Source organism: Rhizobium sp. Root1212, from assembly GCF_001424985.1.
Classification (GTDB): Bacteria; Pseudomonadota; Alphaproteobacteria; order Rhizobiales; family Rhizobiaceae; genus Pararhizobium.
Genome location: NZ_LMDA01000001.1, coordinates 319,225 through 339,068, shown reverse-complemented (window position 1 = coordinate 339,068; position 19,844 = coordinate 319,225). Strand labels below are relative to the sequence as shown.

The 19,844-nt window shown below is 63.6% G+C and carries 23 protein-coding genes and 2 pseudogenes; 13 read left to right on the top strand and 12 right to left on the bottom strand.

Going from position 1 to position 19,844, the window contains the following annotated elements; genetic code table 11:
* Nucleotides 1-59: 59 nt before the first annotated feature.
* Complete coding sequence (locus ASC86_RS25500; protein ID WP_156386864.1) at nt 60-347, bottom strand: hypothetical protein; 288 nt, start codon at nt 345-347, stop codon at nt 60-62.
* On the opposite strand from ASC86_RS25500, the gene ASC86_RS01640 reads away from it, so the two are divergent.
* The 3 genes from ASC86_RS01640 to ASC86_RS01630 all read left to right on the top strand — a co-directional run bounded on the left by ASC86_RS01640 (nt 346) and on the right by ASC86_RS01630 (nt 2,698).
* Nucleotides 346-777, top strand: coding sequence for a MucR family transcriptional regulator (locus ASC86_RS01640; protein ID WP_056315206.1), 432 nt, complete (start codon nt 346-348; stop codon nt 775-777). The two genes, ASC86_RS25500 and ASC86_RS01640, sit on opposite strands and share 2 nt — an antisense overlap.
* Before the next feature lie 618 nt (nt 778-1,395).
* Nucleotides 1,396-1,869, top strand: a complete 474-nt coding sequence (locus ASC86_RS01635; RefSeq protein ID WP_244477502.1) for a helix-turn-helix domain-containing protein — start codon at nt 1,396-1,398, stop codon at nt 1,867-1,869.
* Between the two features lie 85 nt (nt 1,870-1,954).
* Nucleotides 1,955-2,698, top strand: coding sequence for a DUF6456 domain-containing protein (locus ASC86_RS01630; protein WP_244477501.1), 744 nt, complete (start codon nt 1,955-1,957; stop codon nt 2,696-2,698).
* Between the two features lie 164 nt (nt 2,699-2,862).
* Here the strand turns inward: ASC86_RS01630 and ASC86_RS01625 are convergent, their stop codons facing one another.
* On the bottom strand, nt 2,863-3,312 hold the full coding sequence (locus ASC86_RS01625; protein WP_156386863.1) for a SufE family protein: 450 nt from the start codon (nt 3,310-3,312) through the stop codon (nt 2,863-2,865).
* 96 nt (nt 3,313-3,408) lie between these two features.
* Nucleotides 3,409-3,879, bottom strand: coding sequence for a DUF5330 domain-containing protein (locus ASC86_RS01620; protein WP_056318101.1), 471 nt, complete (start codon nt 3,877-3,879; stop codon nt 3,409-3,411).
* Nucleotides 3,880-4,462: 583 nt separating this feature from the next.
* Between ASC86_RS01620 and ASC86_RS01615 the strand changes: the two genes are divergently transcribed.
* Genes ASC86_RS01615 through ASC86_RS01605 form a run of 3 tightly spaced genes read left to right on the top strand, consistent with a single transcriptional unit; the run spans nt 4,463 to nt 7,380 of the window.
* Entirely contained in the window at nt 4,463-6,007 is a 1,545-nt protein-coding gene (locus ASC86_RS01615) for a HAMP domain-containing sensor histidine kinase (RefSeq protein ID WP_082509832.1), read from the top strand.
* Nucleotides 5,979-6,980, top strand: a complete 1,002-nt coding sequence (locus ASC86_RS01610; RefSeq protein ID WP_056315201.1) for a peptidoglycan-binding domain-containing protein — start codon at nt 5,979-5,981, stop codon at nt 6,978-6,980. Before ASC86_RS01615 ends, ASC86_RS01610 begins: the two co-directional genes overlap by 29 nt.
* A gap of 52 nt (nt 6,981-7,032) precedes the next feature.
* Nucleotides 7,033-7,380, top strand: a complete 348-nt coding sequence (locus tag ASC86_RS01605; RefSeq protein WP_056315199.1) for a DUF1491 family protein — start codon at nt 7,033-7,035, stop codon at nt 7,378-7,380.
* Here ASC86_RS01605 and ASC86_RS01600 read toward each other — a convergent pair.
* Nucleotides 7,377-8,393, bottom strand: a complete 1,017-nt coding sequence (locus ASC86_RS01600; RefSeq protein ID WP_244477500.1) for a DUF2336 domain-containing protein — start codon at nt 8,391-8,393, stop codon at nt 7,377-7,379. The genes ASC86_RS01605 and ASC86_RS01600 overlap by 4 nt on opposite strands.
* Before the next feature lie 304 nt (nt 8,394-8,697).
* On the opposite strand from ASC86_RS01600, the gene ASC86_RS01595 reads away from it, so the two are divergent.
* Nucleotides 8,698-10,404: a tetratricopeptide repeat protein gene (locus ASC86_RS01595; RefSeq protein WP_056315194.1), complete on the top strand. Its 1,707-nt coding sequence runs from the start codon at nt 8,698-8,700 to the stop codon at nt 10,402-10,404.
* A gap of 116 nt (nt 10,405-10,520) precedes the next feature.
* On the opposite strand, the gene ASC86_RS01590 is transcribed toward ASC86_RS01595, so the two are convergent.
* Nucleotides 10,521-11,213, bottom strand: a complete 693-nt coding sequence (locus ASC86_RS01590; RefSeq protein ID WP_244477537.1) for an SH3 domain-containing protein — start codon at nt 11,211-11,213, stop codon at nt 10,521-10,523.
* A gap of 307 nt (nt 11,214-11,520) precedes the next feature.
* On the opposite strand from ASC86_RS01590, the gene ASC86_RS01585 reads away from it, so the two are divergent.
* A complete protein-coding gene (locus ASC86_RS01585; protein ID WP_056315190.1) occupies nt 11,521-11,811 on the top strand; it encodes a hypothetical protein in 291 nt (96 codons plus the stop codon).
* A gap of 5 nt (nt 11,812-11,816) precedes the next feature.
* Here ASC86_RS01585 and ASC86_RS25495 read toward each other — a convergent pair whose 3' ends face one another.
* Nucleotides 11,817-12,170 (bottom strand): hypothetical protein, encoded by a 354-nt coding sequence (locus tag ASC86_RS25495; protein WP_156386861.1) that lies wholly within the window; start codon nt 12,168-12,170, stop codon nt 11,817-11,819.
* Nucleotides 12,171-12,197: 27 nt separating this feature from the next.
* On the opposite strand from ASC86_RS25495, the gene ASC86_RS26175 reads away from it, so the two are divergent.
* The gene (locus ASC86_RS26175) at nt 12,198-12,374 is read left to right on the top strand and encodes a hypothetical protein (RefSeq protein WP_200943762.1); all 177 of its coding nucleotides are present in this window, start codon (nt 12,198-12,200) and stop codon (nt 12,372-12,374) included.
* A gap of 54 nt (nt 12,375-12,428) precedes the next feature.
* On the opposite strand, the gene ASC86_RS01575 is transcribed toward ASC86_RS26175, so the two are convergent.
* The 3 genes from ASC86_RS01575 to ASC86_RS01565 all read right to left on the bottom strand — a co-directional run bounded on the left by ASC86_RS01575 (nt 12,429) and on the right by ASC86_RS01565 (nt 15,981).
* The gene (locus ASC86_RS01575; protein WP_056315188.1) at nt 12,429-12,974 is read right to left on the bottom strand and encodes a hypothetical protein; all 546 of its coding nucleotides are present in this window, start codon (nt 12,972-12,974) and stop codon (nt 12,429-12,431) included.
* The gene (locus ASC86_RS01570) at nt 12,967-13,554 is read right to left on the bottom strand and encodes a DUF1214 domain-containing protein (RefSeq protein ID WP_056315186.1); all 588 of its coding nucleotides are present in this window, start codon (nt 13,552-13,554) and stop codon (nt 12,967-12,969) included. The genes ASC86_RS01575 and ASC86_RS01570 overlap by 8 nt, the downstream gene beginning before the upstream one ends.
* A 252-nt stretch (nt 13,555-13,806) precedes the next feature.
* Nucleotides 13,807-15,981: a transglycosylase domain-containing protein gene (locus tag ASC86_RS01565; protein WP_156386860.1), complete on the bottom strand. Its 2,175-nt coding sequence runs from the start codon at nt 15,979-15,981 to the stop codon at nt 13,807-13,809.
* Between the two features lie 155 nt (nt 15,982-16,136).
* Here ASC86_RS01565 and ASC86_RS01560 point away from each other — a divergent pair, with 155 nt between their 5' ends.
* The gene (locus tag ASC86_RS01560; RefSeq protein ID WP_056315184.1) at nt 16,137-16,628 is read left to right on the top strand and encodes a YcgN family cysteine cluster protein; all 492 of its coding nucleotides are present in this window, start codon (nt 16,137-16,139) and stop codon (nt 16,626-16,628) included.
* Between the two features lie 13 nt (nt 16,629-16,641).
* Here ASC86_RS01560 and ASC86_RS24905 read toward each other — a convergent pair.
* Nucleotides 16,642-16,950 (bottom strand): annotated as a pseudogene (locus ASC86_RS24905) (MmcQ/YjbR family DNA-binding protein); the annotation flags it as partial.
* Nucleotides 16,951-17,138: 188 nt separating this feature from the next.
* Between ASC86_RS24905 and ASC86_RS01555 the strand changes: the two are divergent.
* From ASC86_RS01555 to ASC86_RS01545, 3 genes and pseudogenes are all read left to right on the top strand, one after another.
* Entirely contained in the window at nt 17,139-17,459 is a 321-nt protein-coding gene (locus ASC86_RS01555) for a hypothetical protein (protein ID WP_056315182.1), read from the top strand.
* Entirely contained in the window at nt 17,450-17,701 is a 252-nt protein-coding gene (locus tag ASC86_RS01550; RefSeq protein ID WP_056315180.1) for a hypothetical protein, read from the top strand. Before ASC86_RS01555 ends, ASC86_RS01550 begins: the two co-directional genes overlap by 10 nt.
* A gap of 391 nt (nt 17,702-18,092) precedes the next feature.
* Nucleotides 18,093-19,290 (top strand): annotated as a pseudogene (locus tag ASC86_RS01545) (terminase family protein).
* A 42-nt stretch (nt 19,291-19,332) separates the two neighbouring features.
* On the opposite strand, the gene ASC86_RS26835 reads toward ASC86_RS01545, so the two are convergent.
* Nucleotides 19,333-19,455, bottom strand: a complete 123-nt coding sequence (locus tag ASC86_RS26835) for a hypothetical protein (RefSeq protein WP_280136962.1) — start codon at nt 19,453-19,455, stop codon at nt 19,333-19,335.
* Between the two features lie 94 nt (nt 19,456-19,549).
* Nucleotides 19,550-19,690, bottom strand: a complete 141-nt coding sequence (locus tag ASC86_RS26170) for a hypothetical protein (protein ID WP_200943761.1) — start codon at nt 19,688-19,690, stop codon at nt 19,550-19,552.
* Nucleotides 19,691-19,844: the final 154 nt, after the last annotated feature.

Below are 19,844 nucleotides of genomic sequence, written 5' to 3'. Positions count from 1 at the left end.
TTCAAGATGAAGAGCGAAACGGGCGGACAAAATATTATTGGACTTTTACTGGATCAATGTTAATCGAGTAATGGCAAAGTGTCCTTGGTCATATTACTTGAAACTGAAATTCCATTAAGGGTTGAATTGCCGTATTTGCTTTGAGATGCCGTTGTGGCCGGCATCTTGGCGGGATGCGGCACTCGCCGGAATGATGTTCCTGTGCTGCCGGTGCGGCGTGCGATCGCGCGTTTTCGCCTGGGCGGCATGGCGGTTTGCCGACCGATGGCGCTTTCGAACAAGAAAAAGTTGCAGCCGCGTCCCAAGCTTCGCGGCCGGCATTGATTCCGATAGGAGAAGAAAAACATGACGGATATCCAGGCTGGCATTACGCACGACCTGCTGGTCGAACTCACGGCAGAAATCGTTGCGGCCTATGTCAGCAATCACGTCGTTCCCGTGGCCGAACTGTCGACGCTGATCGGCGACGTTCACGCCGCGCTCAACAATACCGGCACGCCGGCCCCGGTGGCCGTTGCCGTCGAAAAGCCGAAGCCGGCCGTGTCCGTCCGCAAGTCGGTCCAGGACGACCAGATCACGTGTCTCGAATGCGGCGGCAATTTCAAGTCGCTGAAGCGTCACCTGATGACCCATCACAGCCTGTCGCCGGAAGAATACCGCGAAAAGTGGGAACTGCCGGTCGATTACCCGATGGTTGCTCCGGCCTATGCCGAGGCGCGTTCGCGCCTTGCCAAGGAAATGGGCCTCGGCCAGCGCCGCAAGCGCGGCGCCAAGTAAGGCATAGACCCGCGTATTGCGGATGCAAGAATGAGGGCGGCGAACTCGGCGTTTCGCCGCTTTTACCCCCTCTGTCAGCGATGCTGACATCTCCCCCCTTGAGGGTAGGGCTATCGCATATGGTTTGACGGCTGCGGCGGCTCCCCTTCTCCCCCGCGGGGAGAAGGTGCCCGAAGGGCGGATGAGGGGGTATCTCCGCAAACTCAGAGCCAGCGGCCCCCTCATCCGGCCCTTCAGGCCACCTTCTCCCCGCGGGGGAGAAGGGAAAACCCAGTCGCTCTTCCGTATGGGATAGCCCTGCCCTCAAAGGGGGCGATCGGGAACGAGAGGCTGACCCCAGCCAATCTCCCGCTTGAGGGGGAGATGCCCGACAGGGCATAAGGCCCCGCAAACGCCGAATTTCCCCTTTCATTCCCGTGCCTCACCGAACACACGGCTGCCCGCTGCCGGCAGCGCGTCTCTATTCTTCAGGGGTGAGGAAAAAATACCTATTTTGATTCAATCTCTAAGGTGAAAATTCAACGAAAACAAAAGATGATTGCAGCTTTCCCGCTTCTCTCATCCCCGTTTCCGCCCTAAGGTGTATGAAATAATTCCTATGTTAAGAGGAGTTCTGTCATGCGCCTTATCTCTCCGGAATCCCCCCATCCCCCGGCCGACGGTCGATCGCCGCTGTTTTCACCGTCGCCGCTCGAGACCAAATCGTTGTCGCCGCTTGCGGAAGTTGAGCCGGTGACGGCGGCCCAGGCGGTCGCGGGTGTGCCGGTCTCGGTGCAGATGCGCTGCCGGATCGTGCGGCAGCTGACGGCGGAGATGCTGGCGCTGGTTTCCGAGCGGGTGCCGCAGCGCCGCGACCGCCGCCGTGCCGCCTGCCATGTCCGCCAGATCGCCATGTATATCTGCCATGTGGTGCTGCAGCTGTCGCTGACCGACATCGGCACCGCCTTCGGACGTGATCGCACCACGGTCGGCCATGCCTGCAACGTCGTCGAGGACCGGCGCGACGACAAGGCCTATGACGAGTTCGTCGCCGCCATCGAGCGGGTGGTGACTTCCGTCTTCGGCGCGGCGGGGGGCGGCGAGCATGCATGATCCGGCGGCCGATCGGGCCAGGGAACAGACAGGCGAAGTTTTGCGGCTGGTTCGTTTTGTCGCCGGCCAGGGAAGGGCTGCATCCGTGGCCGTCGTTTTCGATGGGGATATGGTGCGGCTTGGCGCGGGAAAGGTGAGCGGGCAGCGGTTTTCACGGGCGGCCTTCGCCGTTGCGCTGGCCGATGGTTTGCTGGCGGAAAAGGGCGGGGCGGTTTTTGCCAGTCCGCAGGCGCCGGCCTTTCTGCGCCGGGCGCTGCTGTCGCGCGAGACCGGGTTTCAGGACCAGCATCGCGACATTGCCGAGACGGCCGATGCGGCGACGGGGATACGCTACCGCGTCAACCGCACGGAATCGCCGCTCGGGGCCATGGCGCGGCTGAAGGAGAAATCCGGTTCCGCCTTCCTGCCGCCGGAGGCGCTTGCGGCCGGCGAGCGGCTGCATGCGGATTTCACCCGCGCCGGGCTGCAGCCGAAGCTGACCATGGTTTATGAACCCCGGCTTTCGGCCACTCCAAAGGGGGCCGCGCGCAATGCCGCGGCTGATCTTTCCGATACGGCCCTTGCCGCGCGTGAGCGGGTGGCGCGGGCGATGGAGGCGATCGGGCCGGAGCTTTGCGGCGTGGCGCTCGATGTCTGCTGCTTCGAAAAAGGACTGGAGACGGTGGAGCGCGAGCGGCAATGGCCGGTGCGGTCTGCCAAGCTGATGCTCAGGGCAGCGCTGATGGCGCTTTCCCGGCACTACCAGCCGCCGGCAAGGGGCAGGCCGGCGCATCGCTGGGGGGCGGAAGGGTTTCGGCCGGAACTGCGCGATGCGGCGGTGACGCGGTAGGGGCCGTGTAGGTTGGATGGTGCGGCATATCCCTTCTCCCCGCTTGCGGGGAGAAGGTGGCCGACAGGCCGGATGAGGGGCAAAAGTCGCGGCATCCCCAGGGATGTAAATGTGCCCCTCACCCTAACCCTCTCCCCGCAAGCGGGGCGAGGGGACGACTGAGGTCACCCCAGCTTCCGCGCCGCCTCGTCCTTGATGCGCTTGACCATGGAGCGCAGGCCGTTGGCGCGCTGGGCCGTGAGATATTCGATCAGTCCCATCTGGTCGAAAAGATCGAGCGCATCGATGCCGGCGATCTCGGAAGCACGTTTGCCGGAGAAGATCGAGAGCACGATGGCGACGAGGCCGCGGACGATATGGGCGTCCGATTCGCCGTCAAAGGTCATCACCGGATCGGCGCCGCCATCCGTGTGGGTCACGAGCCAGACTTGACTGGCGCAGCCCTGCACCTTGTTGTCGGGGGTGCGGTCGGCCTCGGGCATGACCGGCAGCTTGCGGCCAAGCTCGATGACATAGCTCATCCGGTCCTGCCAGTCGTCGAGGAACGCGCAGTTGTCGATGATTTCGGAAAGCGGCGTAAGCGCGGTGGTGTTCATCTGATCCATGTCGCTCATATAGGCGATCGGACCTCGGAAGAAAAGAAAAAGCCGTGAGGGATGGGCGTTCCTCACGGCGGCCGAAGAGCGGCAGTTCAGGCAGTCTAAAAAGGGTTAGCCCTTGGGGGCGATGCGCTTTTCCGGGACGGGGATGCGCTTGACGGGCAGCGCGTCGGCTTCCGGGTCGATGGTGACGTATTGGGCCGGCGTGGCTTCAGCCGCCTGTTCGACAGCGGCGGGCTGCAAGGCAGCGGCCGGTGCGGTGGCCGGGTCTGTGATCGTGCCGGTCATGACGGCATCGCCCGGCTCGGCAAACTGGGTATCGAGGAACTGGTAGGCGATGCGGGCGCCTTCACGGGCTCGGTGGCCGAGTGCCACGAAGGTTTCGGTGCCTTTTTCGCAGACATCCGGCTTCTGCACGCAGATGGCGGATATATAGCTGAACGCCTCGGTCGCGGCCGAAACCGTATCGCCGACATCGACCTTGGGGCCGTTTTCCAGCGTCTTCGAGCCCGTGGGATCGAGAAACGGCAGAAGCACCAGCACCAGCGAGAACCAGAACGCTCCCTTGATCAGAAACCACATCGTCTTGCCCATCCTCTGTGAGTGGCAACGGGCGGTGTCCGGTCTTTGCCGGGCTTGTCGGTCCGCTTGCCTCGTGATCTCACATTACGGTGCGGTTCGAAACGCGGCTTTGCGAAAACCGGTCGCATTTGCACCGTCTTTTCTTAAAATTCGAAAGATCGGCATTTGAACGGCATTTTCATCGCATTTTATGGAACGGCGTTAAGCATCGTGGCGGGGCGGCGGGCGCAAGTGCCGATGGGGCCGGGATTTTCCCCTCCAGCGGGCTGCCGCAAGTGTTAACGTTCGAAAGAAAGACAACTAAAATCCGATGCTTACGCCCCATTAACCACAAAAGACGAAGCCCTCCGGTTTTGTTCCGGAATGGCACTTTCGCGCCGTTTGGGCGGCTTTGGTGGGCTTGGATTTATTCTTTCATTAAGCCGCCGATGCGACATTCGGAGGGTCGGCGGCGGTGTCCTGACGGCCTTTCCCAAGAGGCCCGCACACGTCCCGATCACAGTCATAATGGCGCCCATGACGGGTTCTGAAGAAAACGAATACAGGGTCGAAAGTGAGCGTATTGCGTAACATTGCCGGCAGGATGGCGTCCCGCGTGGACGACGCCGCGTGCCTCTGGCTATCGCCGCGGGCCGGCGAAACGGCCGGGCAGCGGGAGATTGCCGTCATCCGCACCATCGCCGCCATGACCCTCGTTGCCTTTCCCGCCGTTCCGCTCGCCCTTTCGGCCGTGCTGCCGGTTTCGCTGGCGCTGCCGGTCGGCGCCGGGCTCGTTGCTTCCGCAGCGCTGCTGAGTGGCGTTGGTGCGGTCGGCTATCTCCGCAGCAAGCTCTCGGGGCGCGAGGACGTCGAGACCTTTTCCGTCGCTGCCGATCCCTTCGAGCATTACAATTGCTTTGCCGGCCTGGTGACCGTGCATGACCAGCGCGGCACGGTGACCGCCGTCTGTGGCCGCGATGCGGCCGCCTATCTCGCCTGGATGCGCGATCCGTGCGGGCGGGGCTTTCTCGACCAGATCCATGTGTCGGACCGCATCCTGTTTTTGAGCGCCATCGACGGCCTGCGCCAGGGCGAGCGGCAGGCGACGGTGGAAATCCGCTTCGAACGGCCGAGCCTTTCGGTCGAGGGCGACCAGTTCGTGCATATGCGCTGCGAGATGACGGCGATCGAGGGTGCGGACCGCGCGCTTTTGTCGATCCTCGTGCAGTCCTTCGATATCTCGGCCGAAGCGCGGCTGCGGGAAGAGGCGGCGCACAAGGCGTCCGAGGCTGTCTCGGCCAATGATGCGAAATCGCGTTTCCTCGCGGCCGTCAGCCACGAGCTGCGCACGCCGCTCAATGCCATCCTCGGTTTTTCCGATATCCTGTCCGGCGAATATTTCGGCAAGCTCGAAAACGATCGCCAGCGGGAATATGTGAAGCTGATCAACCAGTCCGGCGCGCATCTGCTGTCTGTCGTCAATACCATGCTCGACATGAGCAAAATCGAGGCCGGGCGCTACGAACTGATGCCGGAACCGTTCATGGTCGCCGATGCGGTCCGGACCTGCGAGAACATGCTGGCGCTGCAGGCGCGCGAAAAGGGCGTGCAGCTGACGAGCCGCATCGTTGCCGGCGTCGGCGAGGTCAATGCCGACGAGAGGGCGATCCACCAGATCCTGATCAACCTCGTCGGCAACGGCATCAAGTTCACCGATGCCGGCGGCCTCGTGACCATCGATGCCGAAACGGCCGGCGGCATGCTGAAGCTGACCGTCAGCGATACCGGCATCGGCATTGCCGAGAACAAGCTTGCCTCCATCGGCCAGCCTTTCGTGCAGGTGCAGAACGACTATACCCGCAAATACGAGGGCACCGGCCTCGGCCTGTCGCTGGTCAAGGGCCTCGTGGCGCTGCATGGCGGTCGCTTCGAGATCGCCAGCCGTCCGGGCGAGGGGACCGCGATCAGCGTCAGCATCCCGCTCGACGGCTCCGGCATCGTCACCGGCGATCCGACCATGACGCGGGCACCGTCGACCATGGTGGAATTCCCGCCGCGGCTGAAGGAACGCACCGAATCTGACACCGCGCTTGCGCCAAGAAAAAGCGAGGGTCCGCAGCATGGCGCCGCGCAAGCGAAAACAGCCTGAGAAAAAGCGGAAGGCCGCGCCGCCTTCTATACCGATGCGTGGGCTCGGCCTTGCCGGCCGCGGCCTGGCGGCGGCGGGGCGGGCGGCGGCGCGCAATCCCGGCATCGTCGGCGGTTCCGCGTCCTTCATCGTGGTGTTCTCGTTCGTCGCGGCCAATGCGCTGTGGTATCAGCCGGGGGCGCATCCGTCGCCGTTCCTGCGCACGCGCGTCCCCTATAGCTTCCCGAACCCGGCCAGTGTCGGCGGCAATGCCACGACGCTCGATCCGAAGACGGTGACGACCTTCGTGATCAAGCGCGAGGGTGAGGTGGAGGAGCCGAGCCCGGAGAAGACCGCAACGACGGAACAGCCGGTGGAGACAGCATCCGTGCAGCCGGCACACAAGGAGCAGGCGGTTGCGCCGCAGCCGGCCGGTGACGACGTCGCCGACCTTATCGCAAGCACCGCTGCCGACGACACGGACCCGGCACTTGTCGCTGATGTCCAGAAGGAATTGATCGGCCGCGGCCTCTATACGGGTGCGGCCGACGGCAAGATGGGGCCGATGACCGAGGCGGCTATCGCCGCTTTCGAACGCAAGGCCGGGCAGCCGGTGACGGGACAGCCGACGGAAAAGCTGCTGTCGAAACTGCGCGCCGCGCGGAAGACGGCGGCGGCGAAGCCGGCCGTGCGCCCCTACGAAAAGGTGGCGGCCGGCAAGGGTGAGCTTGATCCGGTTGCCGCGGCGATCCGCCAGGCGTCCGTCGATCCGCAATATATTCCGAAGGCGGATATTCCCGCTGCCAGCGAGCTGGTGATGAATATCCAGCGCGGGCTCGTCAATCTCGCCTATGCCGAGGTGACGGTGGACGGCGTGGCGGGCGATCAGACGCGTGAGGCGATCCGCCACTTCGAGAAACACTACCGCCTGCCGCCGACCGGCGAGCCGAGCGAAACCGTGCTGCGCAAGATGAAGGATATCGGCGCGCTTTAGGCGTGGCCGATTTCCGTTTTGCACCCGCCCACGCTTGCGTGTATCAGCGGGGATGCGTCTCAAATCCGATATGGTCGTTTCCGCCCTCGTTCGCCGTGTCTTCAATGCCGGCGACTATGCCGCCGTGCTGCGCAAGGGGGCGGCGGATGCGGGCGCGATCTTCATTCGCCAGCGCAGCCGGCTGGGCGTCGAAACGCTCTATGCGCCGGCGCCGCAAAGCTTTTTCGATGAGGGAGAGACGGCCGGGCGGTTGTTCGAGCGGCGGCTGACAAGCGACGGGCCGGAGGAGATCGATGCGCTGATCGCGCGCGAGGTGCGGTTCGATCCCGACTGTTGGGTGGTGGAAATCGAGGTGGAGGAGATCGGCGATCTCTTCGACATCGCACCGTTACAGGGTTAGCGCCGCAGGGTCTTTCTATCCGTGGAGACACTGCGCGCGGCGACCTTGACCGGGTGTGTGGAGCGGGGATCGGCGGCGCGGTCGGCGGCGAGATAGGGCTGGTGCTGGTGAAAGTCCTCGCGGTCGGCTTCCAGCCAGCCGAGCAGGCGCTCGCGGGCGAGTTCCGGCGTCAGCGCCGAGATCAACGCGTCGCCGCGGGTCTTGCCGCCGAGGCGTTCGCCAAGATCGGGATAGAAGGTGCCGAGCACGAAACGCAGGTCATCCTGCGGCATGGCGAGCGCGACGAGGGTCGTGGCGAGCTGCTGGCCCGAGACGTCGAGCACCATGCGCTCGGCAAGTTCCGGCCGGCAGGAGAGGGCATCGGCCAGCGCACCCGTGAAAAGATTGATCTCGCCGAGGCGGGCAAAGCGGCAAAGCAGCGTTTCGTGAAGGCTGTCGAGCGGCGGGATGGCGAGCGGCTGCTCGGCACGATGCGGCTGCTGGCGGGCGAGCGTCTTCAGTTCGTCGCGCAGCTTTTCCTCGCGGGCGAGCCTCGTTTCATCGGTGGGCGCGGAGAGGGCGGCCTTGACCGAGGCGACGGACGGCAGGACAGGCGAGGCGGCGGTCTGGCGGCGGTCGACCAGCGCATCAACCAGCCGCACCGAGAGGTTTTCACGGCGCGCAATGGCGGTGGCGTGGGCGGGGCTGCCGGTCTTGATGATCTCGAGCAGGGTGGCGTCGTCGATTGCAGGGGCGCGGGTGAGGAAGATCGCGGCGATGGCGATCGGGGCGCTGCCGATCTGCAGGGCGACGGAGGCGGGCACATGCGGCGAGCGGGAGAGGACGGCGGCCGCCTGGCGGCGGGCCTCGTCGCTGGAGGTTTCGAACAGCGGATGGAAGAGTTCCGCGAACTGGTGGAGATCGGATTTGCGGGGGTGGCGCAGGCTGTCGAAGCTGGTGACGGTGGCAAGCAGGACGACGTCCTTGCGCCGGCTGGCCCCCAGGCTTTCCAACTCGCGAAAACGCTCCGACACGAATGCACCTACTCTTACGCAACGCCACAAGGCCGGCCGGGAAGCCGGGTGCGAGAACCCAGGGAGATCATCGGCACGGAGGGTGCCGTACCCGCGACCGCAGGATCGATGTCCGAGGAGTTGCCGCAGGAGGGAAGACTACGGGGTCATGGTTAACATCCGGTTTACCGTTGCGGCGGATGTGCCGGGGCGGGACGGCGGGAAATGCTGCAGCCTCCATCGGTGGTAGCCACCGAACGGCGTAATTCCGGCCTTCGGGCTGCGGTGATATCGTACCGGGATTTCGACTTGCGGGGACGAGAGGATGCAAGCGAGGATCGGTGGGCTGCTGGCCCTGGGGCTTCTTCTGCTGTCGGGATGCGCCGTTTCCGAGGCACCCCTGCTTCAGGATGCGGAGACCGTCGCGCCGTACCCGCTGCAATACGACTTCGTGACGCTTGACGAAAACGGCCTCGTCAAGTTCAGGGACGATGGAAAGATGGACGAGGCCATCTTCCTGCGGGATGGCAAATTCTATCGCGACCCCGGTCGCGCCGAGAGGACGGCGACGCTTTTCCCGCTGAAGGATCATCCCGAATTCGACATTCTTCGCCTTTCGGAGCCGTCCAACAACGTCTACGCGCTGGTGCAGCGCAGCGGGAACCGGATCGAGATCAGAACCGCGGACGACGGGGCTTTCCTGCCGCTTCTGCCGGCCGGGACGCCGCGGAATGCGTTCGGTGGAAACAACCTTCTGAAGGTCGCCGACGAGGCTCACCTTATGGCGGCGATGAATATCGTGGCTGCCGCGCCGAGGAAGGTGCTCTACGGCCTGCTCGCGGTTCCCTACAATGCCATTCCGGCGGAAAAGGGAGGGCTGCCCGAATCCCACAAGGCCGAGGACCCCAACGATGCGCAGCACCGCAGCCCCTTCGACATTTACATGCAGGGGCTGACGGCCGAATACGGGACCGGCGGCGCGCCGGTAAACCCGGCCTTGGCGGTTGAGGACTACCGGAAGGCGGCCGAGGCGGGGATTGCCGGCGCCATGATCGGTCTCGCGCGGCTTCTCGACGATGGCCGGGGTGTTGCGAGCGATCAGGCAGCCGCGAAGGACTGGTATCTGAAGGCTGTAAACCTGGGCGACAACAGCGCGATGCTCGCGCTTGGAAAGAAATTCCTGTCCGGAAGCGGCGTGGAGCAGGATGCCGGGCGGGCTGGCTTCTTCCTGCGGGCTTCGGCTGCGTCAGGCAATATCGAGGCCATGAACCTGCTTGCAGATCTGTTTGCGAAGGGCGACGTTTTCGGTGCGGACCGGCAGGAGCGGCTTTTCTGGCTGGTGAAGGCGGCCGAGGCCGGAAACAGGGAGGCAGCGGGCCAGCTTGCCGCTGCAATCCGGGCCGGCGATGGAACGCCACCCAATCCGACGCTTGCGGCCAAGTGGGAGAAGATCGCCAAGCCGCCGTTTCACGATGCGTATAGCGGCATGCCGGGTGCGATGTTCGCCGGATTCGGACCGCATGAACGCCAGATCTTCATGACCGGCTTTCTGGATATGCTCTGGACCTTGAACGATCGCCTCAAGGCGCAGGGGCTGGATGGCAACTGCGCCGAGGGCTATGCGATGGACAATGCGGCGGGCACGCGGGACGCCCTGTCGGACGAAATGGATGCATTTGCCAAGCAATATCCCGGTAGCAATCTCAGCGCGGCGGCAGCGGCTTTCGTGTATGAACACTGCGATGCGAGGCGCAACCTGCTTCTTCTGGATTTCTACATGCTGACATTCGGCACGATGAAAGCGCGTTATCCGCGCGATAGCGACGATACCGACATCTTTTTATGGGGAGCGCTGTCTGCGGCCGTCGAAGCGCATATCAAGGCCGAGAAATACGATACGGCCAAGTGCATCGATCACTATTTCGAGGATGATGCTGCCGACGACGAACTGAGGGACAGGGCAAAGGGTTACGACGAGGATATCGTGACCAATGTGGTGATGCGGGAACTCGACAGGTTTTGCCCGCCGTAGGTCGTTGGTGACGAGTCGCAGATCGGATGAAGCAGGGAATGAAAGCTTGGAGCCCATTCGGTCCAGTTGAACCGGATGGGCTCCAAATGATTTTCTATGACAACTCTGCGAGGCGCTTATGGGCAATTCTCGACGCCGGGAGTGCAACGCCGACGACGGTCATTGGTCTCGCCATCACGAAACTGTTCGAGAAAACGCCGCCGTTCGGCCTCTTGATCCCGATTGCGCGTCTGGTCGCGATCCCTGTTACGATCCCGATCAACATTGTCTCTGTCGCGATTGCGGTCACGGTCGACCCGGTCGTTGTTCCGGTCGCGATTGTTGTCGCGGTTCCAGTCGGGTTGGTCGCGATCACGATTACGGTCGCGGTTCCAATCCGGCTGGTTGCGATCGCGGTCGCGGCTCCAGGTTGGGCGGTTACGGTCGTATTGGCTGGGGCCGCGGTCCCAGCGGTCGCGCTCGCGGTAGAAATCGCGGTTACGGTAGTAGCGGTCCCAGTAATTGCCGACCGAGAAGGTCACGGTCGGGATGCCGAGCGGACGGTAGTAGCGCGGTTCGAGATAGACGCGGTTCTGGCGGTACTCGGTCTGTACGTAACGGGCGGCAACCCAGCCGCGGCCGTTGTAGAACGACACGTCGCACCATGGAACATCGGCAAGGCAGCCGTGGATTTCGACGGGCGCACCATAGGGGATGACGGTTACGGCGGGATAGGCGGTGCTTGGGCCTGAACGCATATTGACGTTGGCCGTGGCATAGCCTTCGGCGGCTTCGGCCAATGCGGGGCTCAGGACCGTCACCAGGGCCATGGCTCCAAAGAGGATTTTCTTCACGTGATGTCTCCGGGTCTCTTCATGCAAGGGGTGGTTCCAGTCATCCCTCATCGGCTTCCGTTTCCTTTCACCGACACGTTGTTACGAAGTTCTTGTTTTTGTGTTTTTTTTGAGATCGGCCCAAAGAATGGAAGGCTTTGCGCGCGATCGATGCTTTGATAACGTCGTTGCGGGTGCTTCGTTCCGAAGACGGAGCGGTCGAGGGAACCAATGACCCGTTCGTTCGTTCCTGTCGCTGAGTAGCGGCTTTGGAGCCGGCGCATTAAAACGAGGAGCTTTCATCATGGTCGAAGAGAAATTCGCAGCCGTTTCGGACGAAGCAAAAATCGAGGCGGATGTCGAAGCGACGGCGGCGCGCACCGAACTCGACGGCCAGATCGCCGAGTTGCGGGCGGAAATCGCCCGGCTGACCGAATCGATGTCTGCCATAGGCAGCAGCGCCAAGGCAGTCGCACGTTCGGAGCTGGACGTGATGGTGGAGAGCGCCCGCGCGCGCGTGCGGGAAGAGCCGGTGACGACGCTTCTGGCTGTTGCCGGATTTTCGTTTGTGCTCGGGCTTCTGGCGCGGCGCTGACGATTTTACGCCCTGTTTCGTTCGGAACCGCGGTTGCTGGTGAAATAGGGCATGGTGGTGTCAGTCGGAACGCCATCAGACAAATCAGGAATCGAGCCAAGACCGGAAAAGCGCCGGTCGGCTATCGCCAATCCTGGGGTTGTGGCCGTTAAAGTGCTGTTAACTATCGTATGTCTCAATCGTGGTGAGGCTTGAAACAGCATTTTAATATGTTCGCGTAAGGCTTCGGCCTTGAGAACAGGAACCGATCCGGAATGGTCCGGGAAAAGGAGCGCATCGAGAAAGGCGCAGATGACCCCGTAAAGGGATCGTGCGCCGGCCCGTGGAACGGGCAGGGTGAAATTTGTACGGTAGTTCATCCGTCTCAATTCCCTATGGAGATGAGAATGGCAGACATCATCCGCATCGAAGAGCGCGTGTCGCGCCCGGATCGCAAGATGGCTATGGATGCAACGGCCGGCCACGAGGCCGTGATCCTGCTCTTTACCGGCATCCGCTACGAGCGGCTGGACAAGGGCGACTCTATTGCGCCCGCTCCCGTCAAATCCGGCAAGAAGCACTGACACTTCAAATGGCTCGAACGCTGCCTGCCACTGGGCAGCGCCGGCACGCTGTTTTCAACGCGACAGGGGCTCGCAGCTCGATTCGCTCAGGAAATTGCGGGCGATTTCCTCATAGCTCGTCGTCGGCGCCAGTGCGCGCAAGACGGCATAGCCGTCTTCTCCCGACATCTCTACCATGATCGATTGGGCCAGCGCCTCGGATGGCGTCTTACGCAGTTCCACCAGCTGGATCGGCGTTGCCATGATGAGATCGAGATTGCCGTTGACGGCGGTCTGGTCGTTCATCGAGAACACCTCGTTGGAATTCTCGTCGTAGACGACGAGCGACCAGAAGGGCACGCGGCCGCGGGCGACGAAGCGCGCCGGGCCGTTGTTGACCGAGAAGGCGCAGACGGCGACGCGCAGGAACGGGTCTTCGTTGGAAAGGCCGGTCTGGCCGGGCTCGTTGGTCAGCGCATAGAAACTGTCCATCTCGAACAGGCCGAGTACGCGGCTATAGGCATCCTTGCCGGTGAATTGCGGCAGGGCGAGGATGATGACGATGTGCAGCAGGGCGGCGCCGACGAGGCCGGCGACGACGGAAAACAGCACCTTAACCATTGCCGCACTCCGTCTTGACGATTTTCGGCATGGCGAGATCGATGACGCCGGAGGAGCCGGCGGCCGGCGTGTCGAGCAGCGTCAGCACCAGCTTGAAGGCGCCGGCGCGGGGGACGGCGAGCCAGTTGTCCGGGCGAGCGCTGGGCGATACGTGGATGACGAAGGAGGTGTCGGGTTTGCGCAGCACCGTCCAGGCGTTGAGCGCGCCCGGCAGATCGCTGGTGGCGCGCAGCGGCACATCGCCGGTGTTGGCCGAATAGAGCGTCCAGAAACGGGCAGGCGGGGTCGTGCCGGATATATCGTAGGAGCAGGCGGTGGTCAGGGTTGCCCCGCTATCGTCCTTTGCTGCGGTGAATTGCAGGCCTTCGGCGCCGCCATAGAGCAGCTTGCCGGTGCGGGCGCGGTGGGCCTTGGCGTAGGGGTCGGTATCGGCGGTCTGGGCGTTCGGGAAGGCGACCCAGGGGCCGAGCGAAATCGAGCCGAAGCCGACGGTCGCCTTCAGCGCCGACACGGCCGACAGGATGCCGACGCCGAAAGTGATCGATAGCGCGAGAGCGACGAGAAGGGGGACGCGGAACAAGGGCTTTACCGGGGATAGATGACGAGGCCCGCGGGGGCGGGAGACGGGATGGAAACGGGGGGCTTCGGGGACCGGGAGGTTGCGGAGAGGCTGTACCCCCCTTTGTCCCTTCGGGACCTCTCCTCCTCAAGGGGGGAGAAGGGTCGGGAGTGTGCTGCTTGCTCTCCCTTCTCCCCGAGGGGAGAAGCGGGAACCTGCGGGGATTGCCTTTGCTCCGTGCTCCAAAGGAACTGTTGTGGTGTCGCCATCAAATCAATTCGCCGCATTATTCGCCTCCGTGGCGGCGTCGGCGACCTTGCCGCCCGGTGCGGGCAGTTTCAGCGGCGGGGCCTTGTCAAATTTTTCGCCGAGCGATTTCAGGAGGCGTGTCACCTCGGCCGAGAGCGAACGGGGACGGATCAGCGGGGGAAGGGCGTTGTCGTCGGGCTTGGCGGTTTCCGCCGACGGCTTGGCCTTCTGGCCGAGCAGGGGATTTTCGATGCCGGGAATGGCGCGGTGTTCGATGCCCTGCTCGGCGTAGTCCATCAGGCGCTTGAAGGTCATGGCGGGCAGGGAGCCGCCGGTCATGTTGTTGGTCGAGGTGTAGTCGTCGTTGCCGAACCAGACGGCGGTCGTGTAATCGCCGGTGAAGCCGACGAACCAGGCATCGCGGTAGGCTTGCGTCGTGCCGGTCTTGCCGCCGACGACGATGCCGTTATCGAGCGCGGCCTTGCGGGCGGTGCCGATGATCGGGATCTGGGTCAGCATGTAGTTCATCGAGGCGTTGGCCTGCTCGGTGAGCACGCGCTTGGCCGGTGGGGCGTCGCGGCCGAAATCGTAGAGGATATCGCCGTCGTAGTTCAGGATCTGGCTGATGCCGTGGCGGCGCGACTGCATGCCACCGGCGGGGAAGACGGCGTAGGCCGTCGCCTGATCGAGAACCGTGACTTCGGATGTGCCGAGCGGCATGGTCTTGTCGGTGCGGATGGGGGTTTCGACGCCCATCTTCTTCGCGGTCGCGGCGATGATCTCGGTGCCGAGTTCATCCTTGGCGAGGCGGACCGGAACGGTGTTGATCGACTTGGCGATTGCGGTCAGCAGGGTGACGCGGCCGGAATAGCTGCGGCCGTAGTTTTGCGGCGACCAGCCGCGCCAGGTGATCGGGGCGTCGCTGATGACGGAATCCGGCTTGAAGCCTTTTTCCATCGCCGCCGAATAGGTGTAGACCTTGAAGGACGAGCCCGGCTGGCGCAGCGCCTTTGTGGCGCGGTTGAACTGGCTTTCGCCGTAATCCCGGCCGCCGACCATGGCACGCACGGCGCCGCCGTTTTCGATCATGACGATCGCGCCCTGCTTGACCTTATAGCTTTCGCCATATTGCCGAAGGCTCGATTCCACCGATTCTTCCGCCGCCTGCTGCAGGCCCATGTCGATGGTGGTGCGCACGATCAGCGAATGCTGGGCGAAGGGGGCGGCGATGCGCTGGACCTCGTCGAAGGCCCAGTCGAGGAAGAAATCCGGCGCGCGGACCTGAGCGCGGTCGACGACCGAGGCGGGATTGAGCCGGGCGGCGATGACCTGGCCCTCAGTCATCAGGCCGCCCTGGACGAGATTGGTCAGGACTTCGTTGGCGCGGGCGCGGGCGGCGGGCAGGTTTACGTGCGGGGCATAGCGGGCCGGCGCCTTGAACAGGCCGGCGAGCATGGCGCTTTCGGCAAGGTTGATATCGGTGATATTCTTGCCGAAATAGAATTGCGACGCCGCCGCCGCGCCAAACGTGCCGCCGCCCATATAGGCGCGGTCGAGATAGAGGCGCAGGATTTCCTTTTTCGACAGGTTGCATTCCAGCCACACCGCGAGGAAGGCTTCCTTGATCTTGCGCTCGATGGTGCGCTCGTTCGACAGAAACAGGTTCTTGGCGAGCTGCTGGGTGAGCGTCGAGCCGCCCTGCACGACGCCGCCGGCCTGGGCGTTGATGGTCATGGCGCGGGCGAGGCCGAGAAAATCGATGCCGTAATGATCGAAGAAGCGGCGGTCTTCGGTGGCAAGCACGGCCTTGATCAGCGTATCCGGCAGTTCGTCGATGGGGACGGAATCTTCGTGGATGATGCCGCGGTGGCCGATCTCGTTGCCGTAGCGATCGAGGAAGGTGACGGCAAAATCGCTTTGCGCCCGCCAGTTGCCCTTGGTGTCTTCAAAGGCGGGGAGGGCAAGGGCGAGCATGAGGACGGAGCCGACGGTGCCCCAGGTCATGCACTCCCCCAGGACTTCGAACACGGCCTTCTTCCAGCCGCGCACACGAAAACGGCGGAAGAAGATGGTGATGTCTTCCCACCAGACGGCAAGCCGGAAGCCGGCATTCCACACCGTCGAATCGATCCAGGAATCGATGCGCAGCAGGAGATGGCGTTTTTTGCGAGGGGTTTCCTGCGGGGTTTCTTCCTGCACGGTCCTGAACGTCCTGATCGCTTGCGGGCATCCACGCCCTGATATTTGCACGGCGCGGGTTTCCAATCTACGCCGGTATCGGTAAACAGCCTTAAAAAACCGGCAATCTTTTGTAGACTGCTGAGGAAAATCCAAAAAAGAGAAGATGACCCATCATGGGGGCAGAGCCCTTCTGGAAAACGAAATCGCTTGCCGAGATGACGGCCGTGGAGTGGGAAAGCCTCTGCGACGGCTGCGGGCTGTGCTGCCTCAACAAGCTGGAAGACTGGGATACCGGCGAAATCGCCTGGACCAATATCGGCTGCACGCTGCTCGACGGCGAGAGCTGTCGGTGTCGCGACTATCCCAACCGGCAGGCGACGGTACCGGACTGTCTGCAACTGACGCCGGAGATGGTCGCTGAGCTTGCCTGGCTGCCGCCGGCCTGCGGCTATCGGCTCGTGCGCGACGGGCACGATCTTTACTGGTGGCATCCGCTGGTTTCCGGCGATGCGGAGACGGTGCATCTTGCGGGAATTTCGGCGCGGGGACGGACCGTCAGCGAGGATAATGTCGAGCTGGACGATTACGAGGATTATCTGGTGGAATGGCCGCTGACGGTGGGCGAGGAGAGCCGGGCGAAGGAGCCGCCGGGAAAGGCTTCCTAGGCGTTCGGCCGCAGGCTGCGGGGGCGACGTTGCGCCAGGCGGTTTCCATGATGCTGTCGATGATGGTTTCGTCGGCTTCGGTGAAATAAAGCGAGGTCCAGCCCTTGGCGCCCCAGCCGCCGGGGACGGCGCTGCAGAGGCCGGGTTCGGTTTCGAGCAGGAAGCGCTGCTGGTCCGGTGTGAACTTGAAGACGGCCCGGCCGGGCTCCGGCAGGCTCATGAAGATGCGCTTGCCGACGCGAAAATCGCGTTTTCCGAAATGGGCGCTTTCTATCGCGCCGGGCAGGCTCAAGGCCCGCTTTTCCAGGTCCTCGGTTCTCATTGCGCAAGGGTAGCATGGATAGGCGATCCTGCAAAATGAAGAAAATTTCCCTAAAATAGGAAAATAGTCCTTGACGCCGTCACGGTGCTTTGATAGGGTTATGGCATAGTCGGAAAACTGCGGATGAGGCCGGAGCGTCGGAAGATGCGACGGCCTTTGTTGTTTCTGCGATTTCAAGGACATCGGTGATGGAAGCGGATTTCGATCCGGACGTGTTTGGCCTCTGGCCGAAGGCGCCGGTCTATGACGGCCTGTGCGGGGATCGCTGGGAGCGGCTGGCGGATGTGGCCGGACAGGTGGTGCTCGATACCAAGGCGCAAGGCGCGGGCTCGGCGCTCGATGAGCTGCAGGACATGCTGAACGTCATGACCAAGGAGCTGAAGCAGCAGCTGCAGCAGTTTCAGGTGCTGCGACGGGCCGCGGAAGCGACGCTCTCGAGGAGGTCGGCGAGATCGACCGCAAGACAGTTCAGGCGGACGCGAAGGCGAGCCTGGAGGCGATGTCGCTGATCATCCGCACGCTCGAAAAGATCGACAGCCTGCAGAGGACCATCGCCCATGACCGACGCGCCGAGGCCGACGCCGTTGATGAAAACCTCGAAGCGCTCGTTGCTGAGTTCGACGCAAGGGTCGAACGGCGGGCCGAGGAGCTTGCCCGGTTGCGATGTATCGGGGGAAAGCCGCCGGATGGCGCGGAAGGCGGAGGCGGCGGTGCTGAAGGCCGGGAAGGTGATGGCGCAACATCGGGATAAGATGGAGGCGCTGCGCGGGGTGGTCGAGGGTGCCAAGGGGGCGGGGCGGGAGGTGACGGAGCGGTTAGGTGCGACTTCGATGCCGGGTTCGTTGGCGTCGAGTTTGCCGCATTACCCCCCTCTGTCAGCTTCGCTGACATCTACCCCTCAAGGGGGGCGATCGGGAGCAAGAGGCACCCCCCAGCTGATCTCTCCCCTTGAAGGGGAGATGCCCGACAGGGCAGAGGGGGGTGGGGCGGCTGGCGCTGAATATGTTGAGAAAACCCCCTCAGCCGGCCCTTCGGGCCACCTTCTCCCCGCTGGGGAGAAGGGAGGACCGGCGGATGAGGAGGAGCTGGGGAGGAGCCGGCTTTATCGGCGTGTTCTTTCCGACTGGCGGGTAAGCGGGCGGCTGGAGCAGAAGGCGCCCGAGGGCGACTGGCGGGTCTGGCTGCTGATGGGCGGGCGCGGATCGGGAAAGACGCGGGGCCGGGGCCGAATGGGTTCATGGGCTGGCGACGATGGCGGGCGCGCGGCCGGGATTGCGGATCGCGCTGGTGGCGGAAACGCTGGGCGATGCGCGCGAGGTGATGATCGATGGCATCTCCGGCATCTGCCGGATCGCGCAGCGCAACCGGCCGGATTTCGAGACTTCGCGCCGCAGGCTCGTCTGGCCGAACGGGACCGTGGCGCAGATCTTTTCCTCCGAGGACCCGGAAAGTTTGCGCGGGCCGCAATTCGATTATGCCTGGGCGGATGAAGTCGGGAAATGGCGGCATGCGGAGGAGACCTTCGACATGCTGCAATTCGGGCTGCGGCTGGGGAGCGATCCGCGGCTGATGATCACCACCACGCCGCGGCCTTTGCCGCTTTTGAAGAAATTGATGGCCGAGCCGACGACGGTGATGCGACGCATCCGCACGCTCGACAATGCCGGCAATCTGGCGCCGGGGTTTCTGGACGCGATGGCGGGGCGCTATGGCGGCACGCGGCTGGGGCGGCAGGAACTGGATGGCGAGATGATCGCCGACCGGGAGGACGGGCTTTGGTCGCGGGCGGCGATCGAGGCGCTGACCTTGCGGGCTGGGCTTGGCGAGAGCGGACCGTTGCAGCGGATCGTCGTGGCGGTCGATCCGCCGGCGGGGACGGGGCCGGCCTCGTGCTGCGGGATCGTGGTTGCGGGGCTGGATCGGGCCGGGCGCGGCGTGGTGCTGGCGGATTGCTCCGTGGAAGGGGCGAGCCCGGCGGGCTGGGGGGCGGCGGTGGTGCGGGCCTTCCGGCGGTTCGATGCGGACCGGGTCGTGGCTGAGGTGAACCAGGGGGGCGAGATGGTATCTGCCGTGCTGCGCGGGATCGATGCCGGGCTACCGGTGGCGGCGGTGCGGGCGACGCGGGGAAAATGGCTGCGGGCGGAGCCGGTGGCCGCACTCTATGAGCAGGGGCGGGTGGTGCATGCCGGCGCGTTTTCCGCGTTGACCGACCAGATGTGTGATTTCGGGCCGGACGGGCTTTCGAGCGGACGTTCGCCGGACAGGCTCGATGCGCTGGTCTGGGCGCTGACGGCGCTGATGCTGGAAGGAAACGGCGAGCCGCGGGTGCGGCGGGTATAAGCCGGAGAGGCAGAATTGCCTCTCCGGGGAAGGGCGATGCGCCTATTCGGCGGGGTCCTTGCGGGCCGGCTTTTCTTCGGATGCGGTTTCGCGCACCCGGCGCCACTCGTTTTCGAAACGATCGAAGAGCTCCTGGGACATGGCCGAGGATACGGATCTGGTCATCACGATACTCCCTGTTGCGGATGTGGCCACAAATAGACCGGGGCTGAAACACCGCAGTTTGGAAATGGTTCCAGACGGCTGCGGCGATTTCAGATCAGCGCTTGTCGGTGGCGGCCTTCGGCGTTTCGGCGGCGCTGGCGCGCATCTGGCGCCATTCGTTTTCGAAGCGGTCGACGAGGTACTGGGGCATGGTGGGGGCGGCGGTTTCGGCCGGGGTCTTGCCGGTATTCTGCATGCAGCATCTCCTCCGAGAGAAACAATATCATATTGCTGTCGTCGTCCTGTCACATCTCAAAGCCGAAGTAAATCAGGGTATTAAACAGTTTAAACGATTGAAATTCATTAAATCGATTAGAAATTCCGGCGTGGTTAAAGTTGAAACGAAGGTT